The sequence below is a fragment of the Pseudogemmobacter sp. TB195 genome, from assembly GCF_058313095.1.
In genome coordinates, this window is sequence record NZ_JBZEGG010000020.1 from 1 (window position 1) to 15,002 (window position 15,002).

The following is a 15,002-nucleotide window of genomic DNA, read 5'->3' on the forward strand; positions in this document are numbered from 1 at the left end:
GCCAGCCATAATCTGGTCCTCCTGAAAACGGGATAAGCATATCCCTGTGGGTGGACCACTTCAGTGGGGGCATCCCAAGGCCACGCCGGGACTGTCGCCTGAGTTTGTCATCGTATTCTTTCGGCGTCATTCTTTGGTCCCCGAGGCGTGGATGCGAACCAATAGTCGTGTATTCTGTCGGAAGTTTGACGACGAGCTGGGTCTGACCCATACCGGGGCATCCCCTGGGGCATTCCGTCCCCATCGCCCCAGACCGTCAACAGCCCAACCCCTTGCCCGCACACGGTTTCCCGCTTGCGGCTGGTCTTCTCAACTGTCACAGGAAGATTGGCTGGGGCGCCAGGATTCGAACCTGGGAATGGCGGTACCAAAAACCGCTGCCTTACCACTTGGCGACGCCCCAACCGTGAGCGGGTGTTTAGCGAAGGCTCTTGCAGGCTGCAAGAGGGGATATGAAGGAAATTTGGCAGGAGTTTGTATGGCCGGGATCTGGGATGTCATCGTGCTTGGCGCTGGTGCGGCGGGGATGCTCGCGGCTGTTGAGGCGGGACGGCGCGGGCGGCGGGTGCTTGTGATCGAACATGGCGCGAATCCGGGCGAGAAGATCCGCATTTCGGGTGGCGGAAGATGCAATTTCACCAATACCGGGATCGGCGTCGGGAATTACCTTGGGGCCAATCCGCGTTTCGCGCTTTCGGCGCTGAAGCGGTTCAGCCAGTGGGATGTTGTGTCGCGATTCGATCAGGCCGGCATCGCCTGGCATGAAAAAACACTCGGGCAGCTTTTCTGCGACGGATCGGCGAAACAGGTTGTGGCCTGGCTGGTGGGGGAAATGCGCGATGCCGGGGTCGAGCTCTGGCTTGCGACGGAACCCGGAGAGGTGAGCCGGTCGGGCGATGGCTTTCGGGTTGCCACGCCGCGCGGGGTGCAGGAGACGCGGTCGCTTGTGCTGGCCACAGGCGGCAAGTCGATTCCGAAAATGGGGGCGAGCCCCTGGGGATACCGGGTGGCGGAAAGCCTCGGGCTGAAGGTGACGGATACGCGGCCGGCGCTGGTGCCGCTGACATTTGCAGAACAGGAACTGGCCTGGATCTCGCCGCTGGCCGGGGTCTCGGCGCCGGTGCAGATCAGCTGCCGGGGCGGGCGGTTTGACGAGGCGATGCTCTTTACCCATCGCGGGCTGTCGGGGCCGGCTATATTGCAGATCTCGAGCTATTGGCGCGAGGGGGACCGGATCTCGGTTGACCTGCTGCCGGGGCGGGGGCGGGATGCAGGCTTTGCCGCGTTGCTGAAAGCCGCGAAGCGTAAGGGCGGGCGGGGCACGTTGACCCAGGCGCTGAGCCCGGTGCTGCCGGAGCGGCTGGCGAAGCATCTGGGCCAGGGCGAGCCGGGGCCTCTGGCGGAAATGGCGGATGCAAAGCTCGACCAGCTGGCGGCGGGGTTGCATGACTGGCAGCTGGTGCCGGTGGGCTCAGAAGGGTATCGCACGGCCGAGGTCACGCTGGGCGGCGTCGACACTGACGGGCTGGACGCAAAGACCATGGCGGCGAAGGCGGTGCCGGGTCTTTATGTGGTGGGCGAGCTGGTGGATATCACCGGCTGGCTTGGCGGGTATAATTTCCAATGGGCCTGGTCTTCGGGCTGGGCGGCGGGGCAGGTGGCCTGAACGTCGCCGGCAGCCAGAGCAGAATGAAAAAGGGCGGCCCGATGGCCGCCCTTTTTGCTGCTGTTGAAAGATCAGGACGAATGACGGATCAGGATGAGACCTGTTCGCGCAGGATGGCCACCGTCATCGAAATCATCAGATAGATGCCGATCAGAATCAGCAGCGTCACAAGGGTATTCTCGAAGACGCGGGGATAGGTCGGCACATCGGGCGGCACCGGCGCCACCGAGATCGAGAGATAGCGGGTCTGGCTGTTCGCGGCGATTCGCGCGGTTTCCTTGGCCTGAAGCGACTGCGCCAGCATCATCTGACGCGTCTCGACCTCGGCCTGGGCAAGTCGCAGCTGGCCCTGGATCTGCGCCAGCGAGCTCTCGCCGCCCTGACCTTCGGTCAGCCGGGTGCGCAATGTCGCGATCTCGGCCTCCAGCGTGGTGATCCGGCGTTTGACCGGCTCCAGCCGGGCCGCGTTCGGGTTCTGGTTCGCCTCCATCTGCGCCAGGGACAGCCGTTCCTGGATCAGCTGATTGTCGAGAGTGCCGATCTGGGTTGTCAGCAGCGTCAGCTCGGTCTCGGAATTGAGAACCTTGAACTGTTCCTGCAGCGCGATGACTTTCTGCTGCGCTTCGAGCAGCTTGACCTCGGCATCCGTGTAACCTTCGTCCGAGGACTGCATCGCATCTTCGCGCAGGCGGTGGGTGAGCTGGTCGACCTGTTCCTCGGCATAGGAAATCAGCTGCTTCGACCATTCGACCGAAAGCTGCGGATCCGGAGCAATCGCTTCCATCCGGATGATGCCCTCAGACGGGTCATAGGAAATCAGGATGTGGGATTTATAAAGCTTATAGGCGTCTTCCAGCGAGGCCTCGGGTGGCAGGCGCAGAATCGGATCAATCGCCGGGCCCATAAATGCCTCGCGGAACCCGACATCGCCTTCCAGCCGCATCATCGCCTCGCGCGATTGCAGATAGCCCTGCACCGCGATGGAATCCTGCGAGGTGGCAAGCGACGTGCCCTGCAACATGCCGCCAAGCGCGCCCCCGGCCTGCGGGCTTTCCGCCTTATGCACCGCGAATTCCGATTTGGTGCCATATTGCCGCGTCGCGATCGACGAGAAATACCAGCCCGCGACCAGCGTCGGCAGCAGGACAAAGATGAACATCCGCACGAAGAGGAGCGCCAGCTTGCGGCGGCGGCGTTTGGCGATGTCCTGCTGCATGCGCAGGATCTCGGCGGCGTGATTCACCTCGATCCGCTGTTCGGTCGAGGGCACCTGGATCGGCTTGATGGTCTGGGGCAATTGCACGCCGTCGCCGGGCAGGGGCGAGAGCGCCCGCCCGGTTCCGCCGCCCGCCTTGCCGCCGCCGCCTTCGCCGGCCGCAGCAACCGCGGTGCCGGGTTCTGCTGAAACCATATCCAGCATCGAGCCGCGCTCAAACGGGTTGATCCCGGCGGCGCGCAGCAGGCGCACCGCATCGTGATCCGAAGTCGCGGGCAAGTTGTGGCTTTGCGCAAGGCGGCGGGCGGTGCGCAGCTGGCGCCCGGTCAGCCCTTCCTTGCGGATCGCTGCCAGCTCATGCGCGACCGGATGATTCGCCTCCGTCCCGGCGGCGGGCTCTTGTGCCTGAGAACTGCCGGCGTTCCCGGCCCTGACCCCGGATGTGACCGGGCCCCCCGCCGTTTCGAATTTCTGATCGCCGAATCCGTCTTCCGGATTGTCGAACAGCATCTCGCCCGGCGTCGCCGTGGCAACGAGCACAGGCGCCGGACGCGGGGCCGGGGCAGCAGGCGTCTCCTGGCGGCGAATGTTGTACCGCGCGGCCTTAAGCATAGTCATAGAGGCGTTTCGCTTCTTCGAGGGTGTCGAACATATAAAGCTGCCCATTGCGCAGCACCGCCGCCTGGCGGCAGAATTTTTCCAGCGTTTGCGCTGAATGCGACACGATGACAACCGTCGCGTTCTTCAGTCTTTCGCGCAAGATGCCACCGGCTTTGCGGTTGAACTCCACATCGCCGGTCGAGGGCATGCCCTCGTCGATCAGGTAGATGTCGAATTCCAGCGCCAGCAGGAGCGAGAAGTTGAAGCGCGATTTCATCCCCGAGGAATAGGTCGCATAGGGCATTCGGAAATAGTCGCCAAGATCACAGACCCAGCGGCAGAAGCTTTCGACATAATCGGGGTCAAGCCCGTAAAGCCGGGCAATATAGCGGCTGTTTTCCAGGGCCGACATCTTGCCCGAGACCCCGCCCATGAAGCCCAGCGGAAACGAGACGCGGCTGGTTTTGGTGATGCGGCCATCATCGGGTTTCTCCAGCCCTGCCATCATCTGGATCAGGGTGGTCTTGCCGGTGCCATTCGGGGCGAGGATCCCCAGAGAGCGGCCCTGTTCGACACGGAAAGAGGCGCGGTCAAGGATCACCTTGCGCCTTGTGCCGGTCCAGAAGGATTTGGAAACACTGTCGAACTCGATCATATTGTAACCTGCTCCGGGCTATTGGCCCTATGTCCTTCCGTCTTAGGGCCTCTGACGCCCCGGGGGCGGCAGAGCTATCCACAGACCAGGTGGATAATCCGGCATTTGCGTTAACGCGTTCTGACCAGTGTCGCTGCACATTCTGGCCGCATTATGTCTGCGGCGACAGTCCTGTGACACAGAATTGTGAGCCCCACGATTTTACGGGGGACGGACGGGTCACGGCGTCGGGGCAGAGGGTCCCGGACTCCGGCGCAGCAGGGCACGCGCGACGAGCACGGCAATCGGGCCGGCAAGCAGGCTGATCGCCATGCCCATCCGTGCCGCCTCCCGCATGGCGCCGCCGGGCAGACTGGCCTCGATCGCAACGGCGGGTACGGTGAAGCCGATTGAAAGCAGCATGACCGACAACACCAGATCGCGCACCCGGAGCCCGCGCGGCAGGCGCGAGCCGAAGATCGCCGCCAGCATAAGGACCACGAGCGCCATCCCCGCCGGTCTTCCGAGCCAGAGCGCACCAAGCATTACCAACGTGGTCGGCGCGAAGGCCGCGAGATCGACGCCCCCCCGGATCAGGCCAAAGAGGAAGAGAATGAGGATGACCGGCCATACGAGAAGCCGGATCAGCCGGTTCAGCGGGTCATGCAGGAAACTCTCGGCCTCGGCGAAAAGGCCAAAGCTGCGGTCGGCATGGGCGATGGCCGGCAGGAGAGGCAACAGACCGAGCGTCGCCGGCAGGCCTGCGGCCGCGACCCCGAACCAGCAGAAGGCGCCTGCGATCGCATAGGGCCAGAGCGCCGCCGCCGCGCGCCGCTCGCGCTCGGTGGCGCCCGCGCCGGGTCTGCGGCCGAAAAAACGGTGCACCACCAGCGCCGAGGCCAGCGTAACCAGGAGCCACATCAGCCGCGGTGAGACGGCAAGATTGCTGAGCCCAAGGATCACCAGCGCCAGGATATCGGTGGCAATCGCCAGAAGCATCACCAGATGCAGCGCCGGCCGCCGGCCAAAAACCATGCGGCCAAAAAGACAGACCAGCAGCGTATCGCTGCCCAGAGGTGCCTGCCATCCGCCACCGCGCACCGCTTCCTCTGCGGTCTCAAGCAGCGCAGACAGGATCAGCCAGCCCGCGCCAGCCCCGATCAGCCCGCCCGCAGTCATGCCCAGCGGCAGGATCGCACGCCGGCCCGACAGCGAGCCACGCTCCAGCGTCATCGCCTCCCAGAGCTCTTTGCCGATCAGGAAGAAAAACAGCGCCATCAGAATATCGGCAACGATCATAAAAGGCGTAAGGCTGACCGAGCCGGCCCAGACCCAGCCCGGCAGAACCAGATCAGAGATTCGCCATTCAATGAAATCGTAATAGCTGCCTGGATCCAGGTTGACCCAAAATGTCGCCAGCCCGGCGCCGGCCAGGAGGGCCAGGGCAAAGGTGCGGATATGGGGCGAGATTCGATACATGGCGGGCAAGACTACATGGCGGGCAAGGTGTCGGGCAGCTGACCCCTCCGGCTTAGCCATGCCCGCCCTGGCCCGCAACCATGGCTTCCCCGATCACCCCCGGCCTGTTGCAACCTTGCCCGCTTACAGGCGTAGCCCGTGCCTGGTGGCATGTCCGGTATGCCTCCGGCGGGGATATTCAGAGACAGAAAATGAGCAGAAGAAGGTATATTTTCTGTCTTTAAATATCCCGGGGGTGAGTCTCCGCAGGAGACGAGGGGGATGGCCGCCTCGGCCCTGCTGGTAAAAGAAAAGCACAGTTCCTATTTTCATCCCATGGATCTGACCGACGAAATCCGAGCCTGCCGCCTTTGTGAGGCGCGTTTCCAGATGACCGCCACCGCGCAAGAGCCGCGACCTGTGGTCTGGTTCCGCCCGGCGCCGGCCGGGCAGGGGGCGCGGCTGCTGATTGCGGGCCAGGCGCCGGGCGCGCGGGTGCATCTTTCGGGGCGCCCCTTTACGGATCCGAGTGGCGACAGGCTGCGCATCTGGACCGGGCTCGAGGAGGCGCAGTTCTATGATCTCTCGCGCATCGCCATTGTGCCGATGGGCTTCTGCTTTCCGGGCTATGACGCGAAAGGGTCCGATCTGCCGCCACCCGCAGTTTGTGCCCTGACCTGGCGGGAGCGCGTGATCGCCAGTCTTCCCGATCTGCGGCTCACCCTGCTGGTCGGAGGCGCTGCGATCCGCTGGCATCTCGGGTCGCGCGATGTCACTGCCACAGTCCGTGCCTGGCGCGATTTCGGGTCGCGCGGGATCTTTCCCTTGCCCCATCCCTCCTGGCGCAATACGGGATGGCTGAAACGCAACCCCTGGTTCGGGGACGAGCTGCTGCCGGAGCTGCGCGCCCGGATCCGCAGTGTGATGGAGATGCCATGAGCGAGTCCACGCTTCCCAGCCTGCTAGACGAGGCCCATGCGGCGCTCAGCGCCGATTCCGGCAATGAGGCGGCGCTTTTGCGCTTTTATGACCGGCTCGCGGATGGCGAGCTGTATCTTTTGCTGGAACGCGAGGCGGCGGGAGAGACCCTGGATCCTAAGGTGTTCGATCTGGAATCCGGCCCAGTCGTTCTGGTCTTCGACCGCGAAGAGCGGCTGGCGGATTTCACCGGCGGTATTGCGCCCTGGGCGGCGCTGCCGGGGCGGGTGATCGCGGGGCTCTTGCGCGGTCAGGGGATCGGGCTCGGCGTCAATCTGGGGGTCGCGCCGTCTGAGATGCTCTTGCCTCCCGAAGCGATGGACTGGCTGTCTGAGGCGCTGGACCCTGCCCCGGAGGAAGCGCTTGGCCGCCCGGCGCGGTTCTTCGCGCCTTCCGTCCCGGCGGGGCTGAGCCTTGCGCTCCAGGACAAATTCGCCTCGGCTCGCGGGCTGGCCCGGGCGGCGCTTCTGACCGGCGTCGAATATGATGACGGGCGGCGTGGCCATCTCCTCGCCTTCATTGGCGCAAGACCCGAGGCAGAGCCGGCACTGGCGCGCGCCGTGCAGGAAGCGCTGGTGTTCTCGGGCCTCGACGCGGCGGCGCTGGATGTCGCCTTTTTCGGACCGGATGACAGGGCGCTGACCGCCTTAACGGCTGAGGCGCAGCGGTTCGACCTTCCCGAACCCGAAGCGCCGGTCCCGCAAGAGCGGCAGGCCTCGCCTGGGCCCGGGATGAATCCGGAAAAACCACCTTATCTGCGCTGAGGATGGGGTATTATTCAACCCCAAATATTAAAGCATTGATTTTATTATGTTTTATATGAAATCAACCGCTTGACCATGTCAGTGTCATCAGCGATAAGCCCCCATCCGAATTCGCGGGGGGATTCCCTCGCCTCTATCCTTGATGGAACCACCGATGAAAACCTTCACCGCTACCCCGGCGGATATCGAGAAGAAGTGGATCCTGATCGACGCTGAGGGCGTCGTTCTGGGTCGCCTCGCCACGATCGTCGCCAATATCCTGCGCGGCAAAAACAAGCCGACCTTCACGCCCCACATGGACATGGGTGACAATGTCATCGTGATCAATGCGGACAAGGTCCAGCTGACCGGCAACAAGCGCGAAGACAAGCGCTACTACTGGCACACCGGCCACCCGGGCGGCATCAAGTCGCGCACCGTGCGCGAAGTGCTGGAAGGCAACCATCCCGAGCGCGTCGTGATCAAAGCTGTCGAGCGCATGATCACCCGCAACAGCCTGGGCCGTCAGCAAATGTCGAATCTGCGCGTCTATGCCGGCGCAGAACATGCCCATGAAGCTCAGCAGCCCACCGTCCTCGACGTCAAGCCGCTGAACCCGAAGAACACCCGGAGCGCGTGATTTAAATGGCCGATATCAAGTCTCTCGACGATCTGAAGGCCGCTGTGGGCACCGCTGCTCCGGCCGCCGCTGCCGAGGCTGCTGTGCGCGCCCCGGTGCGTGACAAGCTGAACCGCTCCTATGCGACCGGCAAGCGTAAGGATGCGGTTGCCCGCGTCTGGATCAAGCCGGGTTCGGGCAAGTTCCTGATCCGCAACAACAAAGGCGAGTATATCGATTACACCGCCTATTTCGCGCGCCCGGTGCTGCAGATGATCCTGCGTCAGCCCTTCCAGGTGGCGAATGTTGAAGGCCAGTATGACGTCATGGCGACTGTCGCCGGTGGCGGCCTCTCGGGTCAGGCTGGCGCGGTGAAGCACGGCATCTCGAAAGCGCTGCAACTGTTCGAGCCGTCGCTCCGTGGTGCTCTGAAAGCCGCTGGCTTCCTGACCCGCGACAGCCGCGTCGTGGAACGTAAGAAATACGGTAAGGCCAAAGCCCGCCGTTCGTTCCAGTTCTCGAAGCGCTGATCCGTTTCACATTACACGAAAGGCGCGGGGGGAAACCTCCGCGCCTTTTGCGTTCAGCCGCTGCTTCTGGCTGGCTGCGGAAGCCTCCGGCGGGGATATTTGAGGACAGATGAAAAGCCTTTGCTGATTTCATCTGTCCTCAAATATCCCGGGGTGAGCGGCGAAGCCGCGAGGGGCAGAGCCCCTCCCTCTGCGTCGCTATTCAACGGGGGCTGGCAAAGCAGGCCGGGTCCAGCGCGCCTCATTGGCCTCTATGGCCGCAATGCGGTCGGCGGTTTTCGGGTGGCTGCGCAGCCAGACCGGCACTTCGCCTCCTCCGCCGCCGGTAAGGGTCTCGAGCTTGCGGAACAGGCTGATCTGAGGCCCGGAGCCGTAACCCGCGCGGATCATCAGGGCGGTGGCCCAGGCATCCGCTTCGAATTCATCGCGCCGCGACAGCCTGGCCATCAGCGTGCGTGACAACAAATTGGCGATCATGCCGCCAATGCCGGGGAGAAATCGGTTAAGGACGCCCGCGAGCAGGATGCCGACCGCATTCTGGCCGGTGAAATCGATCATGCGCCGCCGCGTATGGCCATGTGCCACATGCCCAAGCTCATGCGCGATCACCGAAGCCAGTTCTTCGGGCGTCACATGGCCCTGTTGCTTTTTCGTCAGAAACCCCCGCGTCAGGAAGATGCGGCCATCATGTGCGGCAAGCCCGTTCACCGGCTCGATGTCGAGGAGGTTCACTTTGACCTCTGGCAGATCAAGGGCCCGGGCAAGTCGCGCCGCAACCGCCTGGATCTCCGGATCATCCAGCGGGCGGGATTGCTGATCCAGCATCCGTTTCGAGCGCCAGACCGAAAAGCGCATCATCAGGAAGCCATAGGCAATCAGCAGCAAAAAGGGCATGAGGCGCAGGATCATGCCCTGAATACAGGGCAGTCGGGCGGTTTGAACAGCCCTCAGAGGGCAAGTGCCCGCGCAACCCGCTCCTGGAAATATTGCACGCCCCGTTCATGGTGGCCGGAGAGCGGGCCGGAAGTATAGGCGCCGGCGGCGTAATTGCGATGGGTTTCCACACAGACCTGGTAATCCTCGCGCACCACCGCAAGCGTGCCCTGTACCGATTTCTGCCGCGCCTCCTCGGCCCCGGCTGCGGTATCTGCGAAGAAGAAATGGTAATGCTGATCGGTATGGCCGACCGAGGACGGGTTGATCCGGCTGACATTCATGCCGCCGTCAAACAGCGACAGCGTCCAGTTCGGCCACATCCAGAGCCATTTGCCCCGGTAGAACAGCCCGTCTTTCGGCGGCGCGGTCATCTTCACATAGCCTTTATGGGCGGTGGTGGCGAAGGCCTCGAAATCTATCGCCGCGAAGAAACCCGGATGGGTGCCGGGGATGTGGTAGCCTTCGACGAAATTGTCCGTATAGACCTTCCAGTTCGCGTCGAAACTGACCGTGGCGGTGTCGGTGGCCTGGTAGCTCTCCATCGGCTCATCTGCCAGCTCTTCGGGCAGATCGCCCAGCTGGTCCAGCAGGCTCTCCACCGGATCAATCGCAGCAAAGAGCAGCCCGCGCCATTCCGACAGCGAGACCGGCTCCAGCGGCCAGTCCTCGGGGATGATGGCGGGGTCTTTGCCATACCATGGCGCCTGAACCAGCCGGCCCGTGTCTGCGAATGACCATTTGTGATAGGGGCAGACGATCAGCCCGCATTTGCCGGCTCCATCCGCGAGGAGCTTTGCTCCGCGATGGCGGCAGACGTTCCGGAACCCCCTGAGCACCCCGTCCCGTCCCCGGATCGCAAAGACCGGGATCCCGGCAATGTCGATCGCCAGATATTGCCCGCTCTGAGCTACATCCGAGGCCGGACCCATCAGCTGCCAGGAGCGGTTGAAGATCCTGGCGCGCTCCTCCTGAAACACCTCGGGCCGGATATAGAGACCAGGATCGAGGTTCAGATATTGCTGGCCTGGAAGGACGTCATCATGGCGGGTATCGGCTGGCATCGGCTTGCCTCCATTCGTGCCATCACGGGCATTTGTACGAATGTGCCAGATTAATCCCGCGCCTGGCAAGAGGCGCGTTCAGCGTAGCGCCTTCACGCCGCGCGTGATGCCGTCCAGGGTCATCGGCACCATGCGGCCCTCGAAAATAGCATCAATCATCCGGGTGGACTGGCTGTAACTCCATTGTCCTTCGGGCACCGGGTTGATCCAGAGGTGATGCGGCCATTGTTCGGTGGCGCGGGTCAGCCAGGTCTGGCCGGATTCGCGGTTCCAATGCTCATTGGCACCGCCTGGATGGCTGATCTCATAGGGTGACATCGCGGCATCGCCGACAAAGATCGCGCGCCAGTCAGGCCCATGGCTGCGCAGAATATCCCAGGTGGGCGTCTGGTCCGTCCAGCGGCGCTGATTGTCCTTCCAGACGCCCTCATAAAGGCAGTTGTGGAAATACCACGTCTCAAGATGCCGGAATTCGGACTTCGCTGCCGAAAACAGCTCTTCCAGAACCTTCACATGCGGGTCCATCGAGCCGCCGATATCCAGAAACAACAGCACCTTGACCGCATTGCGTCGCTCGGGCCGCGTCTGTACATCCAGCCAGCCCTGTTTCGCCGTGGCGCGGATGGTGCCGGCAAGGTCAAGCTCTTCCACCGCGCCGTCCCGCGCCCAGCGGCGCAGCGCGCGCAAGGCCAGTTTGATATTGCGCGATCCGATCTCGGCCTTGTCATCAAGGTTTCGGAATTCGCGCCTGTCCCAGACCTTGACCGCACGGCGGTGGCGGCTCTCGTTCTGGCCGATGCGGATGCCTTCGGGATTGTAGCCATAAGCGCCAAAGGGCGAGGTGCCGGCGGTGCCGATCCATTTATTGCCACCCTGATGGCGGCCTTTCTGTTCTTCCAGCCGCTGGCGCAGCGTTTCCATCAGCTTGTCAAAGCCGCCAAGCGCCTGGATTTCCGCCTTTTCCGCATCTGAGAGGAATTTCTCGGCCAGCTTTTCCAGCCAGTCGCCGGGCAGGTCCAGCGCTTCGATCACCGCCTCATCCGGGATCTGATCGAGGCCCGCAAATGCCTGGGCGAAGGCGCGGTCATAGCGGTCGAGATGACGTTCGTCCTTGATCAGAGTGATCCGGCCAAGATGGTAAAAGGCGTCGATATCATTGGTGGCAAGCCCCGCCTCCAGCGCCTCGAGAAAGGCGAGAAATTCGCGCGGGCTGACCGGCACAGCTTCGCGGCGCAGCGATTCGAAAAAGGGCAGAAACATCGCGCCGCCCTCCGGTGTCAGCTGTAGAGGCGCAGCAGGATGACCTGCGCAAACAGGCCGGTCACCCCCAGCAAAAGCCCGATCCCAAAGGCATATTGCGCCATATCTGCCGCTTTGCCGCCCAGCTGGCGGGCGCGGACCGCGCCGATCACTGCCCCCAGAAGGAAACCCCCGATTGCCAGCATTCTGTTCGCCCCCGTCCTGCCTGTCTGGGCTGGTCGGGGGCTGTCTCAGCCCGGCGATCAGCCGCGGAAGAGGCCGCGCAGCCCGAGCGCGCTGATTTCACGCGTCCGCGCCCGGATATTGGCCTCAGAGCCGAAGCCATAGCGCGCAAGCGGCTGGCTGTCCACTCGCAGCCGGTCGGCTTCGGCCTTGCGGCCCAGCATGTCGAGCGCCTCGGCACGGATAAGCTGGGTGGTGGCCAGCAGCCCGTGGTTTTGCGACTGACGGATCACCGGGATCGCCCTTTCGGTGAAGCGCAGCGCCTGGTCGGGCTGGCCATTGGCCAGCGACAGTGCGGCCAGCTGCATGTCGATATGCGCGACATAGACGGCGCCGGCCGGCTGGGTCCGCCAGATCGCGGCGGCTTTGGTGAATTCCGACACGGCCGCGACGCGGTCCGATCCGACCAGAAGCCGCGCATGGGCGAAATAGGCAAAGGCGAGGCGGCTGTCTTTCCAGCCCTGGGCATGGGCCATTGCAATCGCCTTTTCGGCGGCGGTTTTGCGGCGTGCATTGCCATAGCCCGGGTTCAGCGCAACCGCGATAAGTTCCTTCCAGGCCGGCGGCGTGATCGAGGTGTCCTGGGTCAGCGGCCCGCCGGTCCCGAAAATTGCCGGCAGCTGCGCGGAGACTTCGGCTTTCGACATGCCAGAGCGCAGCTTTGGCGAATACCAGGCGCGCAGGATCTTCATGTCGAAATCGGTCAGCACGGCCTGGAAATTATCGTCATTAAAGACCGAATCGGTCAGCCGGTACATGTCGTTCAGGGGGCCCATCGCCTGGGCCAGTTCCTCATGCAGGCAGTCGCGCACTTCCTGCGGGCTGGCATCCGAGGGCGCGAAAATCCCGACGGTCTTACGCTCGGTCACGCGGGTCCAGTCGACGCGGTAGGTGCCGCGATTGGCCTGGTAATCCGCGAGGCTGGAGACATTGGGAACCACGAAACAGGCGGCATTCGGAGCCGCGCGGCCGAGCTCGCGGCGGGTGCTGAATTCGATGGTGACGGAAGCCGGTTCCGAGGCGCTCACACGGCGCACATTCAGGCCGGCCTCGCTGCGAAACCGCTGCAGCAGGCGGTCGAGATCGGCGCCTGCGGTGGCGGGTACATTGCCGGTGAGGGACACGGTGACCGGCCCTTCAAAGCGGCTGAAATACGGCAGCTCGCGCCCGCTTTCCAGCCGGAAGCCAAGCCCGAGGAAGGCGGCTGTCATATCGGCGGGGCTGTGACGCACCGAGGCGACCGGCGCCAGACCCGCAACGGGGTCTACGAAAGCCGGAGCCGAAAGGATGCCGGCCTCGGTGGCAGGAAGCATCCGTCCCTTGGTTACGTCAGCATTGGGCGCGGGTGCGCAGGCGGTAAGGGCCGCCAGGGCGGCGGCAAGCAGCGGAATGTGTCGCATTGAGTGGCAGCTCGATCTTTGCGTGCGGAGGTTTGCCCCCGGCAGTTGCATTGGCCTCCGGCCAGGCCAGCACGCGATGCCCCCGCATCACATGCTGGCCTGAGCCGATGGTGGTCCGTGACGAGCGCATCCGACGGCGCGGTAACGGGGGGGCGAGCAGACATATGGGTGCCCCCCGGAACCGCGTCGTTCACAGCCGTCCCGGGGACCTTCCGGGCAGCGACGCGCGAAATCTCTGACGGCAGGGCGATCCGGGCAGGGATGCGCTGGCGGTCAGAGAATGCTGGTGAAGAGGGATGGAGTGCGGCAAGACCCGCCGGTTGCGACCGGTTGGACCAGACATTGTCCGGGCCGCCGGTACGTCCGGTCGCGGTCAGAACGATGTCCATTGTTGCCAGCATACAGGTTGTGTCTCCATCACCAAAGCTTCTGTGTTTCTATTCAACACAATCCCTTTGTCGTGATCGGGGCCTGTATGTGTCAATTGCGCGGAATCTGCGTGTTCAGCGAGTCACTAGCCATCGCGGTCACTTTTGCTTCAGGAACCAGATATGGCCCAAAATTGTCACGCAATATTTCAATATGTTTCAGAAATTGTAATGTCGTGATGTGATTGTGGCAAGATCGTGGCGTAATCGGGGCAAAGTCGCCCGAATCGTCCCTCAGGCTGGACACAACACCGGGGCAGGATTCGGGCAAAAGCAATTCGGGGTTGATCCCCTGTCGCGCGACCCGGGGCTCAGCGATTCCCCCGTGACATGAAGGCCAGCCGCTCGAAAAGCTGCACATCCTGTTCGTTCTTCAAAAGCGCGCCATGCAGTTTCGGAAGCAGATGCCGGGGATCGCGTGCGAGGTCCTCGGGCGCGAGGTCTTCCGCGAGGATCAGCTTCAGCCAGTCCAGCACCTCCGAGGTCGAGGGCTTTTTCTTCAGCCCCGATGTTTCCCGGATGGCAAAGAACTCAGTCAGGGCGGCGGTGAGCAGGGTTTCCTTGATATCGGGGAAATGGACACGGATGATCGCGGCCAGGGTCTCGGCATCGGGGAAGCGGATATAGTGAAAGAAACAGCGGCGCAGAAAGGCGTCGGGCAGCTCTTTCTCGTTGTTCGAGGTGATGATCACCACCGGCCGCTGCCGGGCCTTCACCGTCGCGCCGGTTTCATAGACATGGAACTCCATCCGGTCGAGTTCCTGCAGCAGGTCATTCGGGAATTCGATATCGGCCTTGTCGATCTCGTCTATCAGCAGCACCACCCGCTCGGGCGCATCGAAAGCCTGCCAGAGTTTCCCACGGCGGATGTAATTCTGCACGTCATGGACCCGGGCATCGCCGAGCTGGCTGTCTCTGAGCCGGCTGACCGCATCATATTCATAGAGCCCCTGCTGGGCGCGGGTGGTGGATTTCACATGCCATTCGATCAGCTCCATGCCGAGGCTGGCCGAGACCTGACGCGCCAGCTCGGTCTTGCCGGTCCCGGGCTCTCCCTTCACCAGCAGCGGACGGCCCAGAACCACTGCTGCATTCACCGCCACGGCGAGGTCGGGAGCCGCGATATATCCTGTGGTAGACTGGAATTTCATGTGTTCACACGCCCTTGCCGGATTGGGTGCCCAATGGGCCTCGCGGACCCTATCGGCGCGTTGAATTTATCGCAACTGCTAGTGACATTGCTGCCCACAT

Annotated in this window: 14 protein-coding genes and 1 tRNA gene; 5 read left to right on the forward strand and 10 right to left on the reverse strand. The window is 63.2% G+C overall.

The window, feature by feature from the left end; translation table 11 throughout:
- Positions 1 to 328: 328 nt before the first annotated feature.
- Positions 329 to 403, reverse strand: a tRNA-Gln gene (locus tag AC4FS3_RS19155).
- A 75-nt stretch (positions 404 to 478) separates the two neighbouring features.
- On the opposite strand from AC4FS3_RS19155, the gene AC4FS3_RS19160 reads away from it, so the two are divergent.
- Entirely contained in the window at positions 479 to 1,666 is a 1,188-nt protein-coding gene (locus AC4FS3_RS19160) for a BaiN/RdsA family NAD(P)/FAD-dependent oxidoreductase (protein ID WP_491021879.1), read from the forward strand.
- An 88-nt stretch (positions 1,667 to 1,754) separates the two neighbouring features.
- On the opposite strand, the gene AC4FS3_RS19165 is transcribed toward AC4FS3_RS19160, so the two are convergent.
- The 3 genes from AC4FS3_RS19165 to AC4FS3_RS19175 form a co-directional block, all read right to left on the reverse strand.
- Positions 1,755 to 3,500, reverse strand: coding sequence for a KpsE/RkpR family capsule polysaccharide export protein (locus AC4FS3_RS19165; protein WP_491021880.1), 1,746 nt, complete (start codon positions 3,498 to 3,500; stop codon positions 1,755 to 1,757).
- Positions 3,487 to 4,137 carry an ABC transporter ATP-binding protein gene (locus AC4FS3_RS19170; RefSeq protein WP_092895495.1) on the reverse strand — a complete coding sequence of 217 codons (651 nt, stop codon included), beginning with the start codon at positions 4,135 to 4,137 and terminating at the stop codon, positions 3,487 to 3,489. Before AC4FS3_RS19170 ends, AC4FS3_RS19165 begins: the two co-directional genes overlap by 14 nt.
- 219 nt (positions 4,138 to 4,356) lie before the next feature.
- Positions 4,357 to 5,655 carry a Na+/H+ antiporter NhaA gene (locus tag AC4FS3_RS19175; protein WP_491021881.1) on the reverse strand — a complete coding sequence of 433 codons (1,299 nt, stop codon included), beginning with the start codon at positions 5,653 to 5,655 and terminating at the stop codon, positions 4,357 to 4,359.
- Positions 5,656 to 5,856: 201 nt separating this feature from the next.
- On the opposite strand from AC4FS3_RS19175, the gene AC4FS3_RS19180 reads away from it, so the two are divergent.
- The 4 genes from AC4FS3_RS19180 (at position 5,857) to rpsI (ending at position 8,444) form a co-directional block, all read left to right on the forward strand.
- Positions 5,857 to 6,513, forward strand: coding sequence for a uracil-DNA glycosylase family protein (locus AC4FS3_RS19180; protein WP_491021882.1), 657 nt, complete (start codon positions 5,857 to 5,859; stop codon positions 6,511 to 6,513).
- Positions 6,510 to 7,316 (forward strand): SseB family protein, encoded by an 807-nt coding sequence (locus tag AC4FS3_RS19185; RefSeq protein ID WP_283177033.1) that lies wholly within the window; start codon positions 6,510 to 6,512, stop codon positions 7,314 to 7,316. The genes AC4FS3_RS19180 and AC4FS3_RS19185 overlap by 4 nt, the downstream gene beginning before the upstream one ends.
- A gap of 154 nt (positions 7,317 to 7,470) precedes the next feature.
- Positions 7,471 to 7,935 (forward strand): 50S ribosomal protein L13, encoded by a 465-nt coding sequence (gene rplM, locus AC4FS3_RS19190; RefSeq protein ID WP_092895502.1) that lies wholly within the window; start codon positions 7,471 to 7,473, stop codon positions 7,933 to 7,935.
- Between the two features lie 5 nt (positions 7,936 to 7,940).
- Complete coding sequence (gene rpsI / locus AC4FS3_RS19195; protein WP_092895504.1) at positions 7,941 to 8,444, forward strand: 30S ribosomal protein S9; 504 nt, start codon at positions 7,941 to 7,943, stop codon at positions 8,442 to 8,444.
- Between the two features lie 198 nt (positions 8,445 to 8,642).
- On the opposite strand, the gene AC4FS3_RS19200 is transcribed toward rpsI, so the two are convergent.
- The 6 genes from AC4FS3_RS19200 to AC4FS3_RS19225 form a co-directional block, all read right to left on the reverse strand.
- Positions 8,643 to 9,350 carry a M48 family metalloprotease gene (locus tag AC4FS3_RS19200; protein ID WP_283178755.1) on the reverse strand — a complete coding sequence of 236 codons (708 nt, stop codon included), beginning with the start codon at positions 9,348 to 9,350 and terminating at the stop codon, positions 8,643 to 8,645.
- Positions 9,351 to 9,391: 41 nt separating this feature from the next.
- Positions 9,392 to 10,441 carry an aromatic ring-hydroxylating oxygenase subunit alpha gene (locus tag AC4FS3_RS19205; RefSeq protein ID WP_491021883.1) on the reverse strand — a complete coding sequence of 350 codons (1,050 nt, stop codon included), beginning with the start codon at positions 10,439 to 10,441 and terminating at the stop codon, positions 9,392 to 9,394.
- 78 nt (positions 10,442 to 10,519) lie between these two features.
- Entirely contained in the window at positions 10,520 to 11,701 is a 1,182-nt protein-coding gene (locus AC4FS3_RS19210; protein WP_491021884.1) for a vWA domain-containing protein, read from the reverse strand.
- A gap of 17 nt (positions 11,702 to 11,718) precedes the next feature.
- The gene (locus tag AC4FS3_RS19215; protein ID WP_171909442.1) at positions 11,719 to 11,886 is read right to left on the reverse strand and encodes a hypothetical protein; all 168 of its coding nucleotides are present in this window, start codon (positions 11,884 to 11,886) and stop codon (positions 11,719 to 11,721) included.
- Between the two features lie 57 nt (positions 11,887 to 11,943).
- Entirely contained in the window at positions 11,944 to 13,236 is a 1,293-nt protein-coding gene (locus tag AC4FS3_RS19220; protein WP_491021885.1) for a DUF2927 domain-containing protein, read from the reverse strand.
- Positions 13,237 to 14,062: 826 nt separating this feature from the next.
- Positions 14,063 to 14,902 carry an AAA family ATPase gene (locus tag AC4FS3_RS19225; protein WP_283177039.1) on the reverse strand — a complete coding sequence of 280 codons (840 nt, stop codon included), beginning with the start codon at positions 14,900 to 14,902 and terminating at the stop codon, positions 14,063 to 14,065.
- Positions 14,903 to 15,002 lie beyond the last annotated feature (100 nt).

Coding starts and splice junctions, on each gene's coding strand:
- AC4FS3_RS19225 (WP_283177039.1), bottom strand. CDS start 14,902: ATGAAATTCCAGTCTACCACAGGATATATCGCGGCTCCCGACCTCGCC.
- AC4FS3_RS19220 (WP_491021885.1), bottom strand. CDS start 13,236: ATGCTTCCTGCCACCGAGGCCGGCATCCTTTCGGCTCCGGCTTTCGTA.
- rplM (WP_092895502.1), top strand. CDS start 7,471: ATGAAAACCTTCACCGCTACCCCGGCGGATATCGAGAAGAAGTGGATC.
- AC4FS3_RS19180 (WP_491021882.1), top strand. CDS start 5,857: ATGGCCGCCTCGGCCCTGCTGGTAAAAGAAAAGCACAGTTCCTATTTT.
- AC4FS3_RS19205 (WP_491021883.1), bottom strand. CDS start 10,441: ATGCCAGCCGATACCCGCCATGATGACGTCCTTCCAGGCCAGCAATAT.
- AC4FS3_RS19215 (WP_171909442.1), bottom strand. CDS start 11,886: ATGCTGGCAATCGGGGGTTTCCTTCTGGGGGCAGTGATCGGCGCGGTC.
- AC4FS3_RS19170 (WP_092895495.1), bottom strand. CDS start 4,137: ATGATCGAGTTCGACAGTGTTTCCAAATCCTTCTGGACCGGCACAAGG.
- AC4FS3_RS19175 (WP_491021881.1), bottom strand. CDS start 5,655: ATGGCTAAGCCGGAGGGGTCAGCTGCCCGACACCTTGCCCGCCATGTA.
- AC4FS3_RS19160 (WP_491021879.1), top strand. CDS start 479: ATGGCCGGGATCTGGGATGTCATCGTGCTTGGCGCTGGTGCGGCGGGG.
- rpsI (WP_092895504.1), top strand. CDS start 7,941: ATGGCCGATATCAAGTCTCTCGACGATCTGAAGGCCGCTGTGGGCACC.
- AC4FS3_RS19165 (WP_491021880.1), bottom strand. CDS start 3,500: ATGACTATGCTTAAGGCCGCGCGGTACAACATTCGCCGCCAGGAGACG.
- AC4FS3_RS19210 (WP_491021884.1), bottom strand. CDS start 11,701: ATGTTTCTGCCCTTTTTCGAATCGCTGCGCCGCGAAGCTGTGCCGGTC.
- AC4FS3_RS19185 (WP_283177033.1), top strand. CDS start 6,510: ATGAGCGAGTCCACGCTTCCCAGCCTGCTAGACGAGGCCCATGCGGCG.